This is a genomic window from Rodentibacter myodis (assembly GCF_001999305.1).
GTDB lineage: Bacteria > Pseudomonadota > Gammaproteobacteria > Enterobacterales > Pasteurellaceae > Rodentibacter > Rodentibacter myodis.
In genome coordinates this window covers 104,268-124,312 of sequence record NZ_MLHQ01000010.1, presented here as the reverse complement: position 1 = coordinate 124,312, position 20,045 = coordinate 104,268, and the positions used below count along the sequence as shown (strand labels likewise).

Annotated in this window: 24 protein-coding genes and 1 pseudogene; all 25 read left to right on the top strand. The window is 43.5% G+C overall.

Annotated elements, in window-relative coordinates; translation table 11 throughout:
* The first annotated feature begins 89 nt into the window (after nucleotides 1-89).
* Nucleotides 90-575, top strand: coding sequence for a phage virion morphogenesis protein (locus BKL49_RS04335; protein ID WP_077423392.1), 486 nt, complete (start codon nucleotides 90-92; stop codon nucleotides 573-575).
* Between the two features lie 242 nt (nucleotides 576-817).
* On the top strand, nucleotides 818-1,861 hold the full coding sequence (locus BKL49_RS04330) for a phage protease (protein ID WP_077423391.1): 1,044 nt from the start codon (nucleotides 818-820) through the stop codon (nucleotides 1,859-1,861).
* Nucleotides 1,861-2,784 carry a Mu-like prophage major head subunit gpT family protein gene (locus BKL49_RS04325; RefSeq protein ID WP_077423390.1) on the top strand — a complete coding sequence of 308 codons (924 nt, stop codon included), beginning with the start codon at nucleotides 1,861-1,863 and terminating at the stop codon, nucleotides 2,782-2,784. Before BKL49_RS04330 ends, BKL49_RS04325 begins: the two co-directional genes overlap by 1 nt.
* Nucleotides 2,785-2,832: 48 nt before the next feature.
* Entirely contained in the window at nucleotides 2,833-3,207 is a 375-nt protein-coding gene (locus BKL49_RS04320; protein ID WP_244151950.1) for a hypothetical protein, read from the top strand.
* A gap of 2 nt (nucleotides 3,208-3,209) precedes the next feature.
* Nucleotides 3,210-3,638: a gp436 family protein gene (locus tag BKL49_RS04315; RefSeq protein ID WP_077423389.1), complete on the top strand. Its 429-nt coding sequence runs from the start codon at nucleotides 3,210-3,212 to the stop codon at nucleotides 3,636-3,638.
* Nucleotides 3,622-4,260, top strand: coding sequence for a DUF1834 family protein (locus BKL49_RS04310; RefSeq protein WP_077423388.1), 639 nt, complete (start codon nucleotides 3,622-3,624; stop codon nucleotides 4,258-4,260). The genes BKL49_RS04315 and BKL49_RS04310 overlap by 17 nt, the downstream gene beginning before the upstream one ends.
* A complete protein-coding gene (locus BKL49_RS04305; RefSeq protein WP_077423387.1) occupies nucleotides 4,257-4,688 on the top strand; it encodes a hypothetical protein in 432 nt (143 codons plus the stop codon). Before BKL49_RS04310 ends, BKL49_RS04305 begins: the two co-directional genes overlap by 4 nt.
* A gap of 4 nt (nucleotides 4,689-4,692) precedes the next feature.
* Nucleotides 4,693-4,869 (top strand): DUF2635 domain-containing protein, encoded by a 177-nt coding sequence (locus BKL49_RS04300; protein WP_077423386.1) that lies wholly within the window; start codon nucleotides 4,693-4,695, stop codon nucleotides 4,867-4,869.
* Nucleotides 4,862-6,277 carry a phage tail sheath subtilisin-like domain-containing protein gene (locus BKL49_RS04295; RefSeq protein WP_077423385.1) on the top strand — a complete coding sequence of 472 codons (1,416 nt, stop codon included), beginning with the start codon at nucleotides 4,862-4,864 and terminating at the stop codon, nucleotides 6,275-6,277. The genes BKL49_RS04300 and BKL49_RS04295 overlap by 8 nt, the downstream gene beginning before the upstream one ends.
* Nucleotides 6,278-6,286: 9 nt before the next feature.
* Nucleotides 6,287-6,658, top strand: a complete 372-nt coding sequence (locus tag BKL49_RS04290; protein ID WP_077423384.1) for a phage tail protein — start codon at nucleotides 6,287-6,289, stop codon at nucleotides 6,656-6,658.
* Complete coding sequence (locus BKL49_RS04285; RefSeq protein ID WP_077423383.1) at nucleotides 6,658-6,999, top strand: hypothetical protein; 342 nt, start codon at nucleotides 6,658-6,660, stop codon at nucleotides 6,997-6,999. The genes BKL49_RS04290 and BKL49_RS04285 overlap by 1 nt, the downstream gene beginning before the upstream one ends.
* 14 nt (nucleotides 7,000-7,013) lie before the next feature.
* The gene (locus tag BKL49_RS04280; RefSeq protein WP_077423382.1) at nucleotides 7,014-7,220 is read left to right on the top strand and encodes a hypothetical protein; all 207 of its coding nucleotides are present in this window, start codon (nucleotides 7,014-7,016) and stop codon (nucleotides 7,218-7,220) included.
* Between the two features lie 47 nt (nucleotides 7,221-7,267).
* On the top strand, nucleotides 7,268-9,712 hold the full coding sequence (locus tag BKL49_RS04275) for a phage tail tape measure protein (protein WP_077423381.1): 2,445 nt from the start codon (nucleotides 7,268-7,270) through the stop codon (nucleotides 9,710-9,712).
* Nucleotides 9,713-9,714: 2 nt separating this feature from the next.
* On the top strand, nucleotides 9,715-11,052 hold the full coding sequence (locus tag BKL49_RS04270) for a DNA circularization protein (protein ID WP_077423380.1): 1,338 nt from the start codon (nucleotides 9,715-9,717) through the stop codon (nucleotides 11,050-11,052).
* A complete protein-coding gene (locus BKL49_RS04265; RefSeq protein WP_077423379.1) occupies nucleotides 11,042-12,172 on the top strand; it encodes a phage baseplate assembly protein in 1,131 nt (376 codons plus the stop codon). The genes BKL49_RS04270 and BKL49_RS04265 overlap by 11 nt, the downstream gene beginning before the upstream one ends.
* Nucleotides 12,172-12,765, top strand: a complete 594-nt coding sequence (locus tag BKL49_RS04260) for a phage baseplate assembly protein V (RefSeq protein ID WP_077423378.1) — start codon at nucleotides 12,172-12,174, stop codon at nucleotides 12,763-12,765. The genes BKL49_RS04265 and BKL49_RS04260 overlap by 1 nt, the downstream gene beginning before the upstream one ends.
* Before the next feature lie 71 nt (nucleotides 12,766-12,836).
* Nucleotides 12,837-13,187: a phage GP46 family protein gene (locus tag BKL49_RS04255; RefSeq protein WP_077423500.1), complete on the top strand. Its 351-nt coding sequence runs from the start codon at nucleotides 12,837-12,839 to the stop codon at nucleotides 13,185-13,187.
* Between the two features lie 14 nt (nucleotides 13,188-13,201).
* Complete coding sequence (locus BKL49_RS04250; protein WP_077423377.1) at nucleotides 13,202-14,266, top strand: baseplate J/gp47 family protein; 1,065 nt, start codon at nucleotides 13,202-13,204, stop codon at nucleotides 14,264-14,266.
* The gene (locus BKL49_RS04245) at nucleotides 14,266-14,859 is read left to right on the top strand and encodes a YmfQ family protein (RefSeq protein WP_077423376.1); all 594 of its coding nucleotides are present in this window, start codon (nucleotides 14,266-14,268) and stop codon (nucleotides 14,857-14,859) included. Before BKL49_RS04250 ends, BKL49_RS04245 begins: the two co-directional genes overlap by 1 nt.
* A gap of 3 nt (nucleotides 14,860-14,862) precedes the next feature.
* Nucleotides 14,863-16,593 (top strand): phage tail protein, encoded by a 1,731-nt coding sequence (locus BKL49_RS12875; protein ID WP_279625909.1) that lies wholly within the window; start codon nucleotides 14,863-14,865, stop codon nucleotides 16,591-16,593.
* On the top strand, nucleotides 16,593-17,156 hold the full coding sequence (locus BKL49_RS04230; RefSeq protein ID WP_244151949.1) for a DUF4376 domain-containing protein: 564 nt from the start codon (nucleotides 16,593-16,595) through the stop codon (nucleotides 17,154-17,156). The genes BKL49_RS12875 and BKL49_RS04230 overlap by 1 nt, the downstream gene beginning before the upstream one ends.
* Nucleotides 17,146-17,619, top strand: coding sequence for an enoyl-CoA hydratase (locus BKL49_RS04225; RefSeq protein ID WP_077423374.1), 474 nt, complete (start codon nucleotides 17,146-17,148; stop codon nucleotides 17,617-17,619). The genes BKL49_RS04230 and BKL49_RS04225 overlap by 11 nt, the downstream gene beginning before the upstream one ends.
* 118 nt (nucleotides 17,620-17,737) lie before the next feature.
* Complete coding sequence (locus tag BKL49_RS12870) at nucleotides 17,738-17,869, top strand: Com family DNA-binding transcriptional regulator (protein ID WP_425271868.1); 132 nt, start codon at nucleotides 17,738-17,740, stop codon at nucleotides 17,867-17,869.
* Between the two features lie 58 nt (nucleotides 17,870-17,927).
* Nucleotides 17,928-18,773, top strand: a complete 846-nt coding sequence (locus BKL49_RS04215) for a hypothetical protein (RefSeq protein WP_077423373.1) — start codon at nucleotides 17,928-17,930, stop codon at nucleotides 18,771-18,773.
* A gap of 172 nt (nucleotides 18,774-18,945) precedes the next feature.
* Nucleotides 18,946-19,950, top strand: a pseudogene (locus tag BKL49_RS04210) (tyrosine-type recombinase/integrase); the annotation flags it as partial.
* Nucleotides 19,951-20,045: the final 95 nt, after the last annotated feature.

Here is a 20,045-nt window from a genome sequence, read left to right as displayed (position 1 = left end):
ACCTACACACAATCCAAGGTACTCTTTCAACCTATCGTCCGCGATCCTCGAGATTCATCGCTTTTCTAGTGGCAAAGGACAATATAACGATGATTGAAATAAAAATCAACAATGAAAAAGAAGTGGTGGCACTGTTAGAACGGGTGGCAGAAGGCATTCGTTATAATGTTCCGTTAATGCGCACGATTGCCGGTACAATGCAAAGTGCGGTAGATCAGAACTTTGAAGCCGGTGGTCGCCCGAAATGGCTTGGCGTAAAAAGTCGTCCGGGTGGTTCGCCCCTGATTGACAGCGGTGCATTACGTAATAGTATTCACGCCCGTTGGGACAATGATGAAGCACAAGTTGGCACAAATTTAGTGTATGCGGCTATTCATCATTTTGGCGGAGAAACCAAACCGCATAAAATCAAGCCAGTAACAAAAAAAGGGTTGGCATTTAATGGTATTGTGCGCAAGTCGGTAGATCACCCCGGCAGCAAAATTCAGGCACGCCCTTTCCTTGTTTTAACCCCGCAAGATGAAGCGGATATTTTAGATGATGTGCAAAGTTATTTTCAAAGCCTGATGAAATAAATCAAAAATCGCCCTTAATCGCACACAGGGCGATTTTCTTTTTTATGGGTATCATTTTTCGTCCTTTATTTTTTAAAACAATTTAAAGCGGTTTTAAAACGTTTTAAAATGGGTTTGAGGTAAAAATCTCTTCTCTTTTTATTTTTCACACAAAGTGGAACGTGTGGAACTCTCTCCTCTCTTTTCATTTTATCCTTTCCGTTATTCTGTTATCCGCTATTAAAGAACGAGGATAACAAACGATGAATCTCACGCCGATTGCATTAAGTTTCGAGCTAGATAAAAAAACAAACGGGCGTATTCAGTTATTCCCCTTTGGTCGTTTTTATCCGCAAGATGAACGCACCGAAGGTGCAGGAGGCTGGTATGTAGATGACAGTAACGGCTACGCTTTAGCTGAAGAAATTAATCAGTTAAAGATTAAGCTGATGATTGACTACGAACATCAAACACTCTTTATCGAAACAAACGGCAAACCCAATCCTGCCGCAGGGTGGATGGAAAAGGCGGAATATATTTCCGGCGAAGGGATTTTTGTCGATGTGGATTGGACAAAAAAAGCCCATCAACAAATTCAAGACGGTGAATACCGGTATATTTCGCCGATGTTTTTAAGCGCTAAAGACGGCAAAGTCACAAAGGTGCTAAATGCCGCTCTCACCAACCGTCCGGCTTGTCACGATTTGGCAGAGGCGATTGCCTTTTCATCCCGATTTAATCAACAGCAAAAAAAGGATAATTCTATGTTGGAGTTATTACGTCAATTATTCGGTACACCACAAGCGACCGAAGACGAAATGAAACAAAAACTGACCGCACTTTCTGCCGCAAAAGGCGATAGCCCGGTGGCATTAAGTGATGTGTATGAAAAGTTAAAAGAAAAAGACAACGAGGTCGTTGCATTAAGTGCCAAAGTTGGCGCAGAACCTGACCCGACAAAGTATGTGCAGGTGTCTGTAATGAAAGACGTGCAAGACAAATTAGCCGCATTGACCGCACAGGTGCAAAACGACAAAGTGGCAGATTTAATTCAAACCGCACTTTCGGATGGACGTTTATTGCCTTCGCAAAAAGACTGGGCAGAAAAATTAGGTAAAGCGGATGTGACCGCATTATCTGATTATTTAGCCGTAGCAACGCCAAATCAGGCTTTAGGCGGTGAAAGTCAGGCGAAAGAAGATCCGAATCAGAAAGTGGTTGCGTTGAGTGCAGGTGAAGCTGCAGCTGCAAAAGCCCTAGGTTTAAGTGAACAAGAATATATGACTGCTTATAAGGAGCAAAAATAATGGATAAATTTAAAAAATCGGAACTTTTAAATGCCCTCGACCAAGCCTTTAAAAAAGAGTTTAGTGGCGGATTAAGTTTGGTAACCCCACAATGGGCGGAAGTGGCAATGAAAGTATCAAGTTCCACTGAAACAAATACTTATGGCTGGTTAGGTCATTTCCCAAAACTCCAAGAATGGGTGGGTAAACGTCGTTTACGCAAAATGCAAGCCCAAGGTATGCAAGTCACCAATAAACTTTTTGAAAGTACCGTCGCCATTCCGCGTACAAACATTGAAGATGATCAGGTGGGTTTATTTAGTCCGATGGTGAAACAAATGGGGCAAAGTGCCGCAGAATTGCCGGACGACTTAGTGTTTGGCTTACTTAAACAAGGTAAATCAATGCTTTGCTATGACGGTCAAAACTTTTTTGATGATGACCACCCTGTCTATGCTGAAGTTGATGGGACAGGTAATCAGACGACACAAAGCAACATTACCAAAGGCACCGCAGCAGGTAAACCGGCATTTTACGTGTTAGATACCACGAATTCAATTAAGCCACTGATTTGGCAAGAACGCACACGTCCTGAAATTGAAACAAAATTTGACCCGTCTAAATCCGATACGGTCTTTATGGAAGATCAATATGTGTGGGGTGTTCGAGCGCGTGGTAATGCCGGTTTTGCATTCTGGCAGTTAGCCCACCGTGTAGAAGATTCAGAACTCACTGAACAAGTGTTGATGGATGTTATTGCGAAAATGAAATCATTAAAAGGCGATGGAGGCAAGTTACTTAATATTCGACCAAATGTGCTACTCGTCCCACCTTCTCTTGAGTATGCCGCGAAGAAAATGTTAGAGGCCGATATTATCAATGGCACATCTAATGTATTAAAAGGCACATTAAAAGTGATGGTGTCAACGCAAATTGTTGAGTAATCAACATATTTAAATGGTGGGTTTAAGCCCACCTTTAGGAGAAAGAAAATGGGTCGTCAAAAACAAACAACGCCATCCGAAAAGGATGAAAAAATCAATACTCCGCCGCCAGCTGACGAAACGGTCTCGGATAATGTTCCGAAACCGGAAGAGAAAGTATTGGATGAAACGCCAAAACCGGATGAAAACGAAGCGGAAAAATCCAATGCGGAACAAGTCAAAATAGAGAGCAATGTTATTGAGCCTGTGGCTTACAGCGTGAAATTACGTCCTATTCATCCGCAATCAAGCTATGGGCGTGCCGGCTTTCGTTTTACGAAAGAAGCTGAAACTGTCATCGATGTGAATGACATTACGCCGGATAAAGTGATTTTACTTGCCGAAGATCCGTGGTTAGAGCTTATCCCTGTGTGTGAGGAGTAGCGATGAATTACGCCAGTGTTGAAGATTTTGTATTGCGTGTCGGTGAAGTACAAGCCATTGAACTGACTGACCGTGATTTAGAAGGCAAAGTGAATGAAAACGTGTTGAATATTGCATTGTCCGATAGTGCCGGTCAAATTGATGGTTATTTGGCAGCGCGTTATCGCCTACCGCTTGAGAACGTGCCACAAAATCTTGTACGGCTTTGTTGTGATTTGGCTCGGTATCGTTTGGCGAGTATGTCGGGCGTAGATATTACCGATGAGATTATTGCCCGTTATAAATTGAGCTTAAAAGAGCTTGAAGATATTAGCACGGGCAAAATGTCGCTTGGTTTGCCGCCGGCTGATGACAATGCAGACAGCAATGACAACGGCGTGATTTTTACTAATCCCAAAAACAGGATTTTTAGTCGTGATAACACAAATTGAGCAAGCCCTTGTTGACCGTTTACAACGTGGTTTGGGGCGGTTAGTCAATACGGTAAAAAGCTATGGCGGCGAACTGGACAAAGACAGCCTAGGCACGTCACGTTTACCGATGTGTTTAGTGACCTTTGGCGGGTCACGTATTGAGCGAATGGGGACAAACGCTAAACGGCATCAATCTACGGCAACTTTTGTAATTATCGTAGCCGTCAATTCTTTGCGCAGCAATCTTGCCGCCCGACAAGGTGGGGTGAATGAGCGCGAAGTGGGTGTCAATCAGTTGATTACAGCGGTGCGGCGTTTATTGGATGCGCAAACCTTGGGACGGTTAGTTAAACCACTCAAACCTACCAATGTGCGCACCATTTTTAACAATGCCGCTTTTAAAGGTGGCGCAATTACCGCCTATGCCATTGAGTATGAAGCAGTGTATGACGATTTAGCCCCGCTTGAAGACGGTTTATTCCCAGAAGAAACCCGTGATATTGAAAATCCTGATTATGTGTTTACCCGTTATCAGGGCGAGCATTCCGAGCCTGCGCCAATGTTGGAACGTATTGGCGGTGGTATTTATGACCCAATGAGCGGTGCAGTCGTGCCGTTTGAAGTGGAGACAAAAGAATGAAAAAACATTATTTAACTGCAATTTTATGTGCCGCTGTCGCTATCTCTGCGAATGCGGTGGTAATGCCTATTGCGGCAACCACAGCAGCTACAACGGCAGCAATTTCTGCCAATAATAACGCCCGACAGCAATCGGAAAAAAGAAAACACGCAGAGCAACAGGCGCAAGTAGTGAATCAGATTGCACAACAAGGCGGATTAACCGTTGAAGCGGGAAGCGGACACGTGATTATTCGTTGCGAATGGGTAAAAGGGGGACTGTGTCAAAAAAGAATTATCAATGATGATGGTTGGTTCCAGCGTTACAAAAATGTTTCCGTCAGTCCAGAGGAGTTTGCCAAGGCGCACGGATATAACAAGGTGCATCGTATCACGTTGCTCCCCCTCTATAACAACACTTGGTTAGCCCTTGATGTGAGTAAGGAGTAAAAAAATGAAAGTTAAAGCTAAAGCCGGAGTGAAAGTCCCGATGGAATACCACCCCTTTGCTTATATTGAACAAACACCGGTGGATGTTGAACCGTCTGTTTATTATCAACGCCGTATCCAAGACGGTGATTTAGTTGTGGTAAGTGACCGTTCACGCAAACAGGAGAAAAACAATGAGTGAAACCCATATTGAATTTGACAATATTCCGGGCAGTATTCGTCTGCCGGGTGTTTACACGGAATATAACGCACGTAATGCAATCAGTGCATTACCGCAAAATGAACAAAATGTCTTGATTGTTGCACCGATGTTGGGCGGTGAAACAGCTTTTAGCGCACCAACCCCGATTTATTCTGATCTCGATGCAAAAAATGCGTTTGGTGCAGGGTCTTGGGTGCATTTGATGGCACGTGTGGCAATCCAAAATAACGCGATGATCCGTTTGACCGCCATCGGTTTAAAAGATAATGAAGCAGGTGTTGCTGCAACCGGTACTATTGTTTTAAACGGTACGGCGAGCAATGCCGGTGTATTGAAAGTGCTGATTGGCGGTGTGGATTATTCGGTGTCGATTGCTAAATCAGAAACGGCAGCAAACATTGCTACCCGTTTAAGTGCGGTGATTAATGCCGGTGATTATTGCCCGGTAAATGCCGAAGCGAATGAAGGCACAGTCAATTTAACGGCGAAATGCAAAGGTGAAATTGGTAATGAAATTCAGGTAAGTGCAACGCTGACCGTCGCCGATATGGCAGTGAATGTGACAGCTCTTGCCAATGGCGCAGAAAATGCGGATTTATCCGCTGCCCTTGCCAGCGTTGCCGGTGAGCATTATCACGTGATTATCTCGCCGTTTGCCGATGACAAAAATGCCAGAGTGTTACGTGAGCATTTAGAGACCGTTGCAAGCCCAACCGAGAAAAAACCGGGTATCGGTGTCTTGGGTTGGCGCGGTTCAATGGCGGGCGGTACAACTTATGCGGGCAACATTAATGATAAACGTGTAACCGTGGGGTGGTATAAAGGGGCGATTGAGTCCAATGCCTTAATCGCAGCCGGTTTTGGCGCGATTATTGCAGGCGAAGAAGATCCGGCAAAACCGCTTAATACACTTGAAATTAAAGGTTTGACACCGGTCAATGCCACTGAAACGCCACTTAAAACCGAAGTAAACCAAGCCTTATTTCACGGTTTGACGCCGATTATGGTGGTGAATAATCGGGTGCAAATTGTGCGAGCTATTACCACTTACACGAAATCGCCAAGTAATGTAGATGACCCAACTTGGTTGGATTTAACCACAATTCGCACCTTAGACTACACACGCAAAGCCATTGAACAACGCATTGCGTTACGTTTTCCGCGCGATAAGTTATCCGACAAAACGCCACCTAAAGTGCGGTCAGAAATCCTTGATGTGCTTTACCGCCTAGAAGACCAAGAAATTTTAGAAGGGGTGGATAAGCACAAAGTGAATTTGTTGGTTGTACGTAACGGCAAAGATCCAAATCGCGTAGATACAGCCATTCCGGCTGATGTAGTGAATGGCTTGCACATTGTGGCAAATCGTATTGATTTAATTTTATAGGGGGCATAAATGGAAAAATATGCAGGCTCTGCCGTATTAGAGGTGGATGGTGTTGAAATCGAAATCCAAGATTTAAACATCACCAAGCAAACCGGGCGCAAGCTGGTAAAAACGATGAACTCTGAAGGGCGTGCGCGTGGTTTTGCCAAAGGCATTGCCACGTGGGAAATCTCGCTCACTGCGGCAATGCCGATTGACGGTTCGGAAATTGATTGGGCTGAAATCAGTGATGCCAAAATCACCATTTATCCGCTCAACCAAGATGATAAACGCACCTCTTATCTCGGCTGTTTTACCACCCAAGTAGGCGAAAAATACACGGTGGATAACGAGGCGGTGATTGACATCCAAATGAATGCGTTAAAAGAGGTGAAAGAATAATGCGTTTATTATTGGGTATCCCTTATCAGGGCAAACGTTATTTTGATATTGAGCCACGTTTACTGACCTTAGGTAGAGAATGTGCGGCACTTGAGAAAATCGCCGATTTGGGTTTAGACGGCAAAGAAAAACTCAATAAAGCCGAGCAAATGTTAGTGGATTTAGCGTATTTATCCGAGCAATTTAAGGTGATTGGCATACCGAAAGAGACGCTTACACCGCAATTTTTGCTGAATACGCTTGCCACCGATGATTATGTGCTGATAACGGAAGCGATTGCGGATTTGCGAAAAAAGCATATCGACGCTGGGGAAAACCTGAGCCAAGCAAACGCCGAATAAAACAACGCTATGGTGTGTTTGAAGCAGAGCAAAATTATCGCAGTGCGGTAATGTTGCTTGCAAAATTTGGCTTTACGGCGACACAAGTGCGGGCAATGTGTCACGCAGAAGTGGCTGCGTGGATAGCGAGCTGGCAAAAATCGCAAGGGATTAAACCGCAGGCGGAAAAAGGCGATACGGTGCATTACAACTTTATGCGTCGTAAAAATAAGGGGGCATAAGCCCCTTTTTTTGTAGATTTAAAATGAGTTTAAAAAGGGTTTAAAAAATGGCAAAAATGACCTTGGCGTTAGCATTAAAAGCGCAGGATTATGCCAGTCGCGTGATTGATAAAATGCGTGGCAATGTAAATAAAGCGACACAAGAAATAACAAATCAAACGGTACAAAGTGGCACAAGACAACAAGAAAGTGTACGTCGTACAGCGAGAGTTACGGAACAATCATTCCGTCAAATGCAACAAGCCGCCCGCGTTGTGGCTCGCGACCGTGAGAGCCTTGGTATACGTAGTGAGAATACCATTCAGCGGGAAATTGCACAGACTATTGCTGCTTATCAACGTTTGCGAGCCAGTGGCATGGCAAGCAGCCGAGAACTTGCTCGTGCGGCAGAAGTTACACGAGCTAAAATTGCAAGTTTAAATGCGGAAATGGGGAAAACGACTTGGGGACAGCGTGCTGCTGGTTTTATGCGTGCAGGTGGTGCGATAGTTGCCGGTGCGGTAGGCATAAAAAATAAGATTGCCCCTGCCCTTAATGATAAAAAGCAATGGGATAGCAATGTTGCAGAAGTGGCATTAACAGCATTTAGCGATAAGTCTGCCGACTATATCAAAAATGAGGGTTTTGCCAAAATTAATCAAGCCGTATTAGATACTGTCGATAAATATGGGGGAACTGCTGATCAAGCCTTACAAGGCTTAGACGGTATGCTAAAAGGCGGAATGAACTTTGATGAAGCCGTGGCTAATTTAGGGACATCTCAAAAAATGCAAATCGCGGCAAATGCGAGCGGCGAAGATGTGGGGTCACTGGTTAAAACGTTGAGTGATTATGGCTTTAAGGGCAATGATCTTAATAAAGCGTTAGAAATGGTGTTGCAATCCGGTTATGACGGAAAATTTGAAGTCTCGGATATGGTGAGTAAATTGCCTTCTATCTTATCTACGGCAAAAAACAATGCTTATTCTGGTATAGAGGATTTTAAATTTATCTTATCGTGGCTACAAAGTGCGGCAAATAAAGCAGGTTCAAATGACGAAGCAGCAACTAACGTTAGCAATGCGTTAAACAAACAAACGGCGGCAGACACGGTAACCCGTCTTAAAAAATTAGATCACCCTGCATTAAAAGGAAAAGGCATTGATGTGGAAAAATCCATGCTCGATGGCGCAAAAAAAGGGATGAACCCGATGCAGGTGTTATTAAAAATCGTAGAGGAAATGCTAAAAGGTGATAAAGCGTATCAAGCTCTGCGTAAAAAGCTCGCCAATGCCACCAAAGAAACCGAAAAACAAGAAATCCAACGCCAATTAGATTTAAAACGTGGTTTTTTGATTTCTCAAGTTATGCCGGATGTTCAAGCTAAAGCAGGGGTTATTGCAGCCACCGACAAAGAACAAACGGCACAATATTCTGAAAATTTAGAAGAGGGAAAATTAGGTAAGAATATTGATAAAGCGGTCAGTGTCAAAAATTCCACTTCTGCCGCCGTAGAAGCGAAAGCGGATTCATTGAAATTTTTACAATCCCAACCATTACTAGGCAAAGTTAATGATCTCGGTAAAGCCTATGATCAGTGGTTCATTAGCCAAATGAAAGATCACCCCGAATTAGCCGGTATCGGGCAAGTGGCAAGTGTTGCCGGTTCTGCCGCAATGTATGGTTTGGGCGGCTATATGATGGGGGGATTAGGAAGTTTAGGGTTAGGCGTTGGAACCACAGTGACAGGTTCAGGCGCAACGACGGCAAGTACTTTGAGTGGGGCTGGTTCAAGTGTGTTGGCTAGCGTGGCTAGATTAGCCGGTATATTTGGTTCTGTTTTGACCTTGAGTGGCGATACTCAAAAAGATCCCGAAAAAGAAAAACAAGTGACAGATCGTAATTTACGCACAAAAACATTACTCAATAAAGTTCGTGACGGTTCTGCAAACGAAGCGGAGCAAGCGGAGTTTAAAGGAATGAATAGTGTGCGTTATGTGGATGATGAGCTTAATGCTGCCTTTAATGACTTTAGTCGTTTTTATTCACTTTTTACCTCAAAGCAACAAAAAAATGCCTCCTTGGATTATTTGAAATCACGATTAGAAAAAGGTGATGTGACAGACGCGGATAGTAAAGCTATTCAGGCAATATTAGATGATTATTCGGCTAAATCTGCTGCACAAGCAGAAGAAAATGCTCGTCTTGCAGCTAAATACCCTAAACAGTATCAACAAATTATGGCAGCAAGAACAACAGATTACAGTGGTTTAACCAATAGTGCCAATGATACAAATTCAGCTTTACATCGCACATTGGGTGAACTATCTGTGTTTTCAAACTACCAAGCCGAATTTCAACATTTGGGGCAGACGATTAGCGATGGATTAAGAACAGCGATTGAGAGCCAAAACTTTACCATTCAAAACCAAATTAAAGTGGATTTAGACGGGCGAATTGTGGCGGAGCAAACGTCTGAACATCAATATCAAGAAATGAAACGTTGGGGGTAAAAATGAAAGGTTGGACAATACCTGTTCAGCACGCGAGCTTTCGGGGCGTGCGTTTTGATGTGATCTCGGTTGATGATGATTTTTATCGCTCCACAATCGAACACGCTTACCCCTTTGTCAATGGTGCAGACGTAGAAGATTTGGGGTTAAATCCTCTGAATGTGCGAATGCAAGCCGTGTTTTATGGGGACGGTTATTACACAGACTTTAAACGCTTTTTGAATGTGTTGCAGCAATCAGGCGCAGCAACGTTGGTACATCCTATTCGTGGTCGTTTGCAAAATATGATTTGCACCGGGGCAAATTTTCGCCACAAAGCCGAGATGATTGATTATGTGGCATTGGATTTAACCTTTATTGAGTCCACGCCCGCCAAACCGATTTTTGTGTTTAATCATTCGTTGTTGGCAAAAATTGACGCATTGCTCAATGAACTTGAAAATTTTGTTGATGATGCAATGGCGTTATATGGCGAATTTATGGAAATTGTCGCCTTTGCGGCGAATGCAAAATCGCGTTTGCTTGGCGTGTATGGGGCGTTGTTCGGTTGTTTTGAGCAAATCCGCCATTTATTTGATTTTGATAAAACCCATTATGCTGTCTCACCGATTGTAACCCAAGAGAGTTTTAAAACTAAATCGACCCGTGCGGTGCGTGATTTAATCACAATGATTGATTTGGGCTTACGACAAACTGCTGCCCGTAAAGATTTAACCACGCGCGCAAAATTTGACGAAGTGTTACGCACTATAAGACAAATTAAAGCCATTCCCGGTGATTTGGCAAGCGGGAAAAATATTAAATCGGCAAAAGAACAAGCCGCATTAAAATCGCTTACCGCCTCTTTTAGCAAAGCGGACATCGAATCGGTACATTTGATGATGCAGCTTGCGGTGAGTATGACGTTATTACGCATTGGGACGGAATTAATCGAAGAAGATGATTTATTGCCACAAGATATTGATGACATCACGATGAAAGTGCGGTCGCAAATTGTGGAGAATTTACAGTTATTGCGTGAGCAAATTGATAAAGAACACAGTGGAGCAAATATTACGGTATTAACTACGCCCAACACCGGCTTTTATGCGGCTGCGCATAAGACGGCTGAACAATTACGCAATAAAGCGCATAAATTTACCCAGCTTGCGCTTGCCGCAATTAATCGCAAACCGCCTCTAATGGTACGCGAAGTGCCTTTTGACGGCACAGTACAACAAATTGCACACGCTTTTTACGGCGACTATCAACGTGCAGATGAATTATTACGACTAAATCCGCAAATTCGTTATCCAAATTTAGTTGAACGTGGGGAGTGGTTAAATAGTTATGTCAAATAATTATCCGTATAACAACGACGTGGTCGTTGAAATTGATGGCCGCGTGCATAATCGTTGGAAAAGCTATGACATTGATAGCGATTTTTTAATTCCTGCCGATGCGTTTCGATTTGATTTGGGTGTGCCGTCTGACAGCACTGTCTTGCCTGATTTTTCAGGGGCGGAAGTCAAAGTGCGAATAAATAATGAGTTGGTGATGACGGGCATTGTGGATACGACACAGCATTCAATCGGTAAAATGGGACGTTCTTATAGTTTAAACGGTCGCGACCGTGCGAGCATTTTAGTGGACTGCTCCGCCCCTATTACGAATGTAAAAGGCTTGACGGTGTTAGATGCCATTAAAAAAATTGTTGCGCCGCTTGGGATTAAACAAGTGCAACTCAAAGCCGAAAACAACCCAACACTGGATAAAGTGGACATTGAAGTAGGCGAAACCGCGTGGAATGCGGCAATGCGCTGTGCAAATGCTGCCGGGGTGCATATTTGGTTTGAGCCAAATGGCACATTGATTGTAGGTGGCGCAGATTACAGTACGCCGCCTGTAGCGACACTTTGTTGCACCAAAGACGGCAAGCGCAATAACTTTGAGCAAGCGGATTTAACCTTTGATATGTCCAATCGTTTCAGCGAGGTGACCTTTCTTGCGCAAAGCCACGGTAAGCAAGGCACAGACAATAAAAATGATTTGAAATGGGTTTATCGCGCGCCGGATATGACGACTTATAAACCCAAAACTGTGGTTGTGTCAGATGTGGATAATCTTGAAGCACTGCAAAAGTGGGCGAAGAAGTATATTGCCGACAGTATTTTAGAGGGTTTTACGCTCACGATTATTGTGCCGGATCATAAAATGCAAGACGGGACATTATGGCAACCGGGGCAACGGGTACACATCATTTGCGAAGAATATGATATTGATGCCATTTTCTTTTTGATGGGGCGACGTTTTACGTTAAGCCGAAATGGTGGCACGCAAACCGAACTACGCTTTAAAGAAGACGGCGTGTGGACACCGGATGCCTATTCGGCGAAAGCGGAAAAAGCCCGTAAACGTAAGGGTAAAAAAGGGAAAAAAGGAAAACGTGCTGTTGCATCTATTTTTGAGGGGACATCCTAGTGAGAAGATTAGCTCAAGCCATTCAGCAAAAAACGCAAAATGCAGTAAATGATATTCGACAAGCCTTTCGGGGCGTATTAAATTTAGTAAAAAGTGCGGACAATATCCAGAAAGTGCAAGTATCCGGGCTTGCGGACGAAACCTTGCAAGATGTGGAATTGATGCAACATTTTGGTTTTACGTCTGTGCCACCGGCAAACACACAGGCAGTGATTATCCCAATCGGTGGGCAAACCAGCCACGGTATTGTGATTGCCACCGAAAATGGGGCGTTTCGGGTAAAAAATCTGCAAGGCGGCGAGGTGGCAGTTTATGACGAAAGCGGCTCAAGCATTGTATTAAAGCAGGGGCGATTAATTGAAATTGATTGCGATATATTGAAAATTAAAGCCGAGACCAAAGTGGCTATTTCAAGCCCTTTAGTTGAGACCGACCACGTTTTTACCGCACAGGGGCAAATTAACGGCAATGGCGGTATGGCTATCCAAGGCGGCAGTATTACAACAGACGGTGATGTGACGGCAAGCGGTAAGTCCCTTGTTAATCATCTTCATCGCGGTGACAGCGGTGGAATGACCGGAAGTCCTCAATAACATATCAACCCAAAAGCGGTGTGGAACTCTCTCACCGCTTTTTTTATTCTCTTTTCGCTTATCCTGCCCGTATGGACAGAGAGATCAGCCCGCTTACCGGGGACTATACCAATAAACAAATCAGTACGCTTGCTAATGCGGCGTATATCAGATTAACCACACCTTTAGGCTCTTGGTGGGCAGATGGGCGTGTAGGCTCTCTGCTCCATCTCATTCCAAAAGAAAAAGATTTATCACGCGTGGGACTCATTGCACAGCAATACGCCGAAGAAGCCTTGCAGCCTTTAATTGATGACGGACGTGCCGAAGAAATCACGGTCAATCATACCCAACCGCATAACGGCACGGTGATTTTAGCGATTTCCATTCGTGATAACCGGGGCGATATTTATCAGTTTAAACACCCGGTAAAAGTGATTTAAACGGAGTTTAAAGTATGTTTATCGTGCCGAGTTTAGAAGATATTCGTCAAGCCATTTTACGTGATGTGCAATCCCTTGAACCGCAAGCCGATATTAGCGTAGATAGTGATTATTATGTGCGCGCAAGCAGTCTTGCCGCCGTTGCAGAAGGCATTTATGCACATCAAAAATGGGTCATCAAACAATTTTTCCCTGATACCGCTGACACGGATTTTCTTGAAAAGCACGCCGGATTGCGCGGTATTCGCCGCCGAAATGCGACTTATGCCAGTGGGTTTGGTGCATTGATTACCGGACAACCGGGTGCGGAGATTAAAGCCGGTTTGCAAATTAAGACCGATGATAATCGCTTTTATGAAACCAGTGAAAGTGCGGTTATTTCTCGGGAAGGTTCAGTCGTTGTGCCGGTGCGCTCACTTGCCACCGGGGCAAATCAAAATATCCGAACAGAAACTAAAGCGAGTTTTATGGCAGCCCCCGTTGGCGTGCAATCGGATGTGATACTCAATGAGGTGATTGGGGCAACGGATGCCGAAAGTGATTCATCTTTGCTTGAACGGCTGCTTGAAATTATTCGCCGACCGCCAGCCGGTGGCAATCGCTACGACTATCGCACCTGGGCGTTATCTGTTGACGGTGTTGATGCGGCTTATGTGTATCCGTTGCGCCGAGGACTTGGCACAGTAGATATTGCTATTACGTCCAATAATGACGTGCCGTCTGATGAGACGGTGCGCCGTTGTCAAGAATATATTGATGATGTGCGCCCGGTTACGGCAAGAGAAAGCAAAGTAGTCAAGCCGGATGTGACCAAAGTCAATTTTACGATAAAAGTAAAAATCAGCGGGGTGACGCTTGCCGAAATTCGGACAGCTATTCAGACCGCACTTTCCGATTATTTTAACACGCTTATCCCCGGCGATGATTTAATTGTGTCGCAATGCGAAGCCGTGGTGAATAATTTGGTAGGCGTGGTTGACCGTAAATTTACTGCACCAACCGCTAATCGCAAAGCTGATGTAACAAGCAAAATCGAATGGTTTCGGCTTGGCACTGTGACGGTGACGGAGCTTACATAATGCAAATTGAACATAAAAAAGTGCTTTCGCGGCTTTATCCGCCGGTATCTTACAACATCAACGGGGAGCGGTTTTTAGCGCAATGTGAAATAGACGGCAATGCGTTTGACCGTGTGCAACAAAGTGCGGTTGAAATGCTCAATGTGATTGAGCCGACTATGTCAAATACGATGCTCGCCGACTGGGAACGATTATGTGGCATTAAAACCGATTTATCGAAAAATTATCAAGCTCGGGTAAAACGGGTGATTGCCCAATTAAATGCAGTGGGTGGCTTGTCAATCCCTTATTTTAAACGCATTGCCGAAAGCATTGGTTATCAGATTGACATCAAAGAATTTTCGCCCTTTGCCAATGATTTACCCAATCCCGGTGACTTGGAGCAATTTCGGGATGAAGCCCAAGAAAACCTGATTTTTATGTGGCGGGTTGATGTGCTAAATGGGGATGACAACATCGTGTATTTTCGGGCGGGACAATCTTTCGCCGGCGATCACCTTGTGGAATTTGGCGACCCGATTATCGAAGAGTTTTTTAAAGATTTAAAACCGGCACATACCTACTGTTATTTTGCTTATCAAACGAGATCTTAATTTATGAAAAATCTATTGCCGAAAATTGATACGAAAGACGGATTATTTCACAACGGCAATCCGGCAACCGGTGAACAAGGCACACGTGTAACCGAAACGTGGCTTAACGATGTGCAAGACCGATTGCGTGATATACAAACCGAAGCCCATTATGTATTGCAAAAAGCGGGATTTAAACCGAAAGATGATTCAACAAAGCAATTATATGACGCGATTGTGAAAATTATTGAAAATAATCGTAGAACTGCCGGTACAAAACAAAAAGGTGAAGTGCAATTAAGCTCTTCAACAAACAGTAATTCGGAAACGGAAGCGGCTACGTCAAAGGCGGTGAAAGCTGCATACGATAAAGCTGTAGATGCACTAGACAAAGCCAACCAAGTTGATGAGGCGACACTCAAGAAAAACGGCAATCAGTCAATTTACGGTGTGTTGAAAGCAGAAAGCGTAAACGGTGAGTGGGCTGCTTACAAATTCGGTGCCAAACAAGGCGTGTGGCATTTAGAAGTGCATCCTGATAGTCATACCGCTAACAACCGCCGATTCAATATGAAATGGATACCAAATAGCGGTTCACAAGTTTATCTTGCTTTCCCGCATATCAGGAATGATGGTGAGGTTGTAGCATATCAAAGTTGGGTCAATGCCGAACTTGCCAAAGTGCGGTCAATTTCAAACCAGAATACCGCTAATTTTGCCAATTACATCCCTAATAATAAAAAAAGCAATGCGGTGGATAGCAGCTCAACGGAAACCGTAGCGACCAGCCGTGCGGCAAAACTTGCCTACGACAGAGGCACAACGGCACTCAATACGATTAATGATTTTAAAGGGGGCAATGGCTATATCCGTGGGTTAAGTAGCAATAACAACATTCAATTAAGATGGAATCCTACTAGAAATGGACTGGAACTAAAAATTGACAATTCCGAACTTGGTGGCATCCATTATTCAAACCGTGCTTATATTGACGCAACTGCCGGAAATTATGGCGGCTTGCGGATTGATAGACCAAGCAATAATGACCAAATGTTGATGGAAAGCAACGGAAATCGTTTTGCTTTTATTCGCCGTAACAAACAATCAGGAAGCAACCACTATGTCATCTACACACCGGAAAAAAACGGCACAGTGGCATTGCAGGAAGATTTTACCAACCCTGTCTTTACACTAACAAATTGGGCAAATAGCGATATAAGCCTTAATAACATCACCGGTACACGCTTTTTAAGTTTTGGGGACAATTCATTAAACGGATTGGGATTGCCTACGGGGGCAGACTGGGTGGGTATTCAGATTGCCGACCAAGGCAATCAGAAAACCCAAATTATTTCGGGGGGAACAAACAATCATTACATCCGCACCAATGATGATTTATCGGGTAACAGTTGGACTAACGAAAAACTGCTGACGGACAGGGATTTTACTTATCAAAAAATAGGCAATTTTGAAGTACGTCGCCACCCTGACGGCACGATAATACAAACCTATGTCATTAGTCAAAATGACCTAGCCGATTGGAAAGAAAAATCCTTTAATTGGGCGCAAGCCTTTGTTGAAACGCCCCTGATTTTAACAAAAGTGACCACATCGGTGAATGATGACCACGATGCCGGCATTAACGTCCTTTCAAAATCAAATAAATCGGCTTGTTACTACTACTTGTACGAACACGGCAGTGTAAACCAAGGTGCGGTGCGCATTCAATTTTTCGCAATCGGGAGATGGAAATAATGGCAATTTATTACAAAGACGGCTTTTACAATAATGCCTACGGCGGGTTTGTGCCGGAAAGTGCGGTTGAAATCAGTGAAGAAAAATATGTTGAATTATTAGAAGGGCAAGCAAACGGCAAGCGGATTGTGACCGACAAAAACGGACACCCCGTCTTAGCCGACCCGCCGCAAGTGTCAATTGAAATTCAACGCGCCGAAATCCGCACAAAAATCAACGCAAAACGGGACGAATGTGTGGATGGCGGAGCTTATGTGCCGTTGATTGATAAATGGGTTGATAGCGATGAAAAAGGGCGTGCAACACTGGTTGAAATCAAAGCCGATTTTGATTTAAACGGCAAGGACAATACTTACACACTTATCTGTGCCGACAACACCGCTAAAACAATCAATTATGAGGAATTTAAAGCCGTGTGGGACGCGGTGAAAACCCTCAAAGAACAGATGTTTGAAAATGCCTATATGCACAAAATTTTGTTGGAACAAGCCGAAGATCCGAAAGACTATGATTGGTCTATTGGCTGGAGCAAAACTTATAAGGAATCACTCAATGCAAACTAAAATCTACTTGGCACTCTACAAAGGCAAAGCCAAAAACCGCGTTGAACGCTTGCAAGATAATATTATTTGCCTCTTTACCAAAGGCAAATACAGTCATTGTGAAATCGCGATTGAGCAACAGCAATTTAGCCACGGCGACCGTTGCCAACCGAATATTTATTATGACTGCTATTCATCAAGCCCACGGGACGGCGGTGTGCGTTGCAAACAAATCAACGTTGCCGATAGTTCAAAGTGGGATTTAATCCCGCTGAAAAGTGTGACAGAAGCCCAAATCAAAGCGTATTTTAACCGCACTTCGGGCGCAAAATACGATTGGTGGGGCGTGTTGGGGATTGTGTGTGGTATCAAACAAAAATGCTCAAAATATTTTTGCAGTGAGTGGTGTTTCAACGTTATTAAAAACAGCGACAATGGATGGAGGTTTAGCCCGAATGACTTAGCGATTATCTTTAAAAAGTGAAGACGGCGACACAGTAAGTGCGACCACACCCACTGTGCCAGCTACGCAAACCTAACTTGCATATAGCCATCTGCCGCCTACCCTGCAGGGCGTGCGGATTTTAACAAAACCATTTCAAATGGAAAATGCTGATATGCAAAAAATGAAAGAAATTCGTTGCAAGTGCTGTAAAAAATTACTGGCACGTGCAGAAAATGTACAACGCTTAGAAATTAAATGCATGCGTTGTAAAACCTTAAATCAATTTTAACAAATTTGAGTATCGGAGCACCAAGTCCAAGAGTGCCGGAATGCCATAGGATAAAACTATGGCAAATCAAAAAATCTTCAAACAAGCCCCGCTCCCGTTCGTCGGTCAAAAACGGATGTTTTTAAAGCATTTTGAACAAGTCCTAAATGAAAATATTCTCGGTGACGGCGAAGACTGGACTATTATTGATACCTTTGGCGGTTCGGGTTTATTAAGTCACACGGCAAAACATATCAAACCCAAGGTGAGAGTGATTTACAATGACTTTGACGGCTACGCCGAGCGATTAGCGCATATTGATGACACTGACGCATTACGCACTCAACTTTATGCCGCAATCGGTAACGCTATGCCAAAAAACAAACGTATGCAGAAGGAATTGAAGGCAGAACTCATCAAAATCATTCAAAATTTTGAAGGGTATAAAGACTTAAATTGCTTGGCGAGTTGGTTGCTTTTTAGCGGTCAGCAAGTGGCAACGCTTGATGATTTATTCCAATACGATTTTTGGCATTGTATCCGACAATCTGACTATCCAAGTGCAGAGGGCTATTTAGATGGGGTTGAAATTATTCGGGAGTCTTTTCACACGCTCTTACCGAAGTTTACAGATAACCCGAAGGCACTTTTTGTGTTAGATCCACCATATTTATGTACAAAGCAAGAAAGCTATAAACAAGCGACTTACTTTGATTTGATTGATTTCTTGCGGTTGATACATTTAACCCGCCCGCCGTACATCTTTTTTAGCTCGACTAAAAGCGAGTTTATCCGCTTTATTGACGCAATGATTGAGGATAAATGGCAAAACTGGCAGGAATTTGAAAGTTATGAACGGATAACGTTACAGACAAGTGCGAGCTACATTGGAAAGTATGAGGACAATTTGGTTTATAAGTTTTAGTCTTTAAAATTTAAACGCCCTTTAATGATGATTTAAAGGGCGTTTTTATCAAATCGTAATTTATTTTGCATAATAGTTTAATTTGAGCTGTGCAAAATATAGTTCTACTTTATGCAAAAAAATTTGCGATTTTATATCAGGTCGGCGATTTTGTATCTCTGGAGAATAAAAAATGTCGATCAGAAAAAATAAAAGTGGCGTGTGGCAAATCGATTTTACCACACCGAGCGGCAAAAGAATTAGATGCTCAGCTAAAACAAATGACCGCAGACTTGCGCAAGAACTCCACGACAAGTTAAAACACGAAGCGTGGCAAATTGACAAGTTAGATAAAAAGCCACAAAAAACCATTGAAGATGCCTTGTTGCTTTTTCTTAAGCGAGCCGAAGATCAGAAAGATAAAGAAACAAAAATCAGGCATACAATGTACTGGAAAGAAGCCTTAGCAGGCTATCTGCTTAGTTCTTTAACAACCGAAGTGATTTTAAATAATCTGCCCACCCATAAAAAGACAGGCGAATCGTTGTCGCCATCTACTCAAAACCGCTACCGCACTTCTATCATTCGAGCGTTAAATCTCGCCCGGCAAGCCGGGTGGATTGATTCCGTGCCTTATGTCGAGAAAAATCCCGAGCCGAAAAAGCGGGTGCGTTGGATCACGAAAGACGAAGCCAATCGTTTAATCAATTCGCTAAACCTCGCTTGGATGAAAGAGGTTTGTCGTTTTGCGTTGTCCACCGGTGCGAGAATGACAGAAATCCTGACCCTGACTTGGGATAAAATCGACTTTTCTTGGCAGATTGCTATCGTCACAAGCGATATTGCAAAATCAGGTAGAGCAAGAGCCTTGATCTTAAATCAAGAAATGATTTTATTCTTACGGCAAAAAGAAACGCAAAAAATCTCGAACTATGTGTTTCATCGAGGAAAAGGGAAGTTGATCACCGAGATTGATCGTGAGGATTTTAAAAGGGCATTGGAAAGGGCGAATATCACGGATTTCCGCTTTCACGACTTACGCCACACTTGGGCAAGTTGGCACGTTCAAGCCGGCACACCGCTGATGACCCTCAAAGATTTAGGCGGATGGGAAACCATAGAAATGGTTCAGAAGTATGCCCACTTAAATGCAGATCATCTTTTACAGTATGCAAACCACGTCAATTTTACGTCAAACAAGGTTTTAGATACGTCAAAATTGACAGCAACAAATGAAATAATAGAGGAAATAACAGAAAACAAAAAAAGCCGTAAGTTACTGATTTTAAAGGA

Bases quoted from the DNA above. Each gene is read 5' to 3' on its own strand.
- BKL49_RS04275 (WP_077423381.1), top strand. From the start codon at position 7,268: ATGGCAAAAATGACCTTGGCGTTAGCATTAAAAGCGCAGGATTATGCC.
- BKL49_RS04290 (WP_077423384.1), top strand. From the start codon at position 6,287: ATGGAAAAATATGCAGGCTCTGCCGTATTAGAGGTGGATGGTGTTGAA.
- BKL49_RS04330 (WP_077423391.1), top strand. From the start codon at position 818: ATGAATCTCACGCCGATTGCATTAAGTTTCGAGCTAGATAAAAAAACA.
- BKL49_RS04315 (WP_077423389.1), top strand. From the start codon at position 3,210: ATGAATTACGCCAGTGTTGAAGATTTTGTATTGCGTGTCGGTGAAGTA.
- BKL49_RS04255 (WP_077423500.1), top strand. From the start codon at position 12,837: ATGGACAGAGAGATCAGCCCGCTTACCGGGGACTATACCAATAAACAA.
- BKL49_RS04300 (WP_077423386.1), top strand. From the start codon at position 4,693: ATGAAAGTTAAAGCTAAAGCCGGAGTGAAAGTCCCGATGGAATACCAC.
- BKL49_RS12870 (WP_425271868.1), top strand. From the start codon at position 17,738: ATGGAAAATGCTGATATGCAAAAAATGAAAGAAATTCGTTGCAAGTGC.
- BKL49_RS12875 (WP_279625909.1), top strand. From the start codon at position 14,863: ATGAAAAATCTATTGCCGAAAATTGATACGAAAGACGGATTATTTCAC.
- BKL49_RS04215 (WP_077423373.1), top strand. From the start codon at position 17,928: ATGGCAAATCAAAAAATCTTCAAACAAGCCCCGCTCCCGTTCGTCGGT.
- BKL49_RS04230 (WP_244151949.1), top strand. From the start codon at position 16,593: ATGGCAATTTATTACAAAGACGGCTTTTACAATAATGCCTACGGCGGG.
- BKL49_RS04320 (WP_244151950.1), top strand. From the start codon at position 2,833: ATGGGTCGTCAAAAACAAACAACGCCATCCGAAAAGGATGAAAAAATC.
- BKL49_RS04335 (WP_077423392.1), top strand. From the start codon at position 90: ATGATTGAAATAAAAATCAACAATGAAAAAGAAGTGGTGGCACTGTTA.
- BKL49_RS04295 (WP_077423385.1), top strand. From the start codon at position 4,862: ATGAGTGAAACCCATATTGAATTTGACAATATTCCGGGCAGTATTCGT.
- BKL49_RS04245 (WP_077423376.1), top strand. From the start codon at position 14,266: ATGCAAATTGAACATAAAAAAGTGCTTTCGCGGCTTTATCCGCCGGTA.
- BKL49_RS04265 (WP_077423379.1), top strand. From the start codon at position 11,042: ATGTCAAATAATTATCCGTATAACAACGACGTGGTCGTTGAAATTGAT.
- BKL49_RS04325 (WP_077423390.1), top strand. From the start codon at position 1,861: ATGGATAAATTTAAAAAATCGGAACTTTTAAATGCCCTCGACCAAGCC.
- BKL49_RS04285 (WP_077423383.1), top strand. From the start codon at position 6,658: ATGCGTTTATTATTGGGTATCCCTTATCAGGGCAAACGTTATTTTGAT.
- BKL49_RS04225 (WP_077423374.1), top strand. From the start codon at position 17,146: ATGCAAACTAAAATCTACTTGGCACTCTACAAAGGCAAAGCCAAAAAC.
- BKL49_RS04250 (WP_077423377.1), top strand. From the start codon at position 13,202: ATGTTTATCGTGCCGAGTTTAGAAGATATTCGTCAAGCCATTTTACGT.
- BKL49_RS04305 (WP_077423387.1), top strand. From the start codon at position 4,257: ATGAAAAAACATTATTTAACTGCAATTTTATGTGCCGCTGTCGCTATC.
- BKL49_RS04270 (WP_077423380.1), top strand. From the start codon at position 9,715: ATGAAAGGTTGGACAATACCTGTTCAGCACGCGAGCTTTCGGGGCGTG.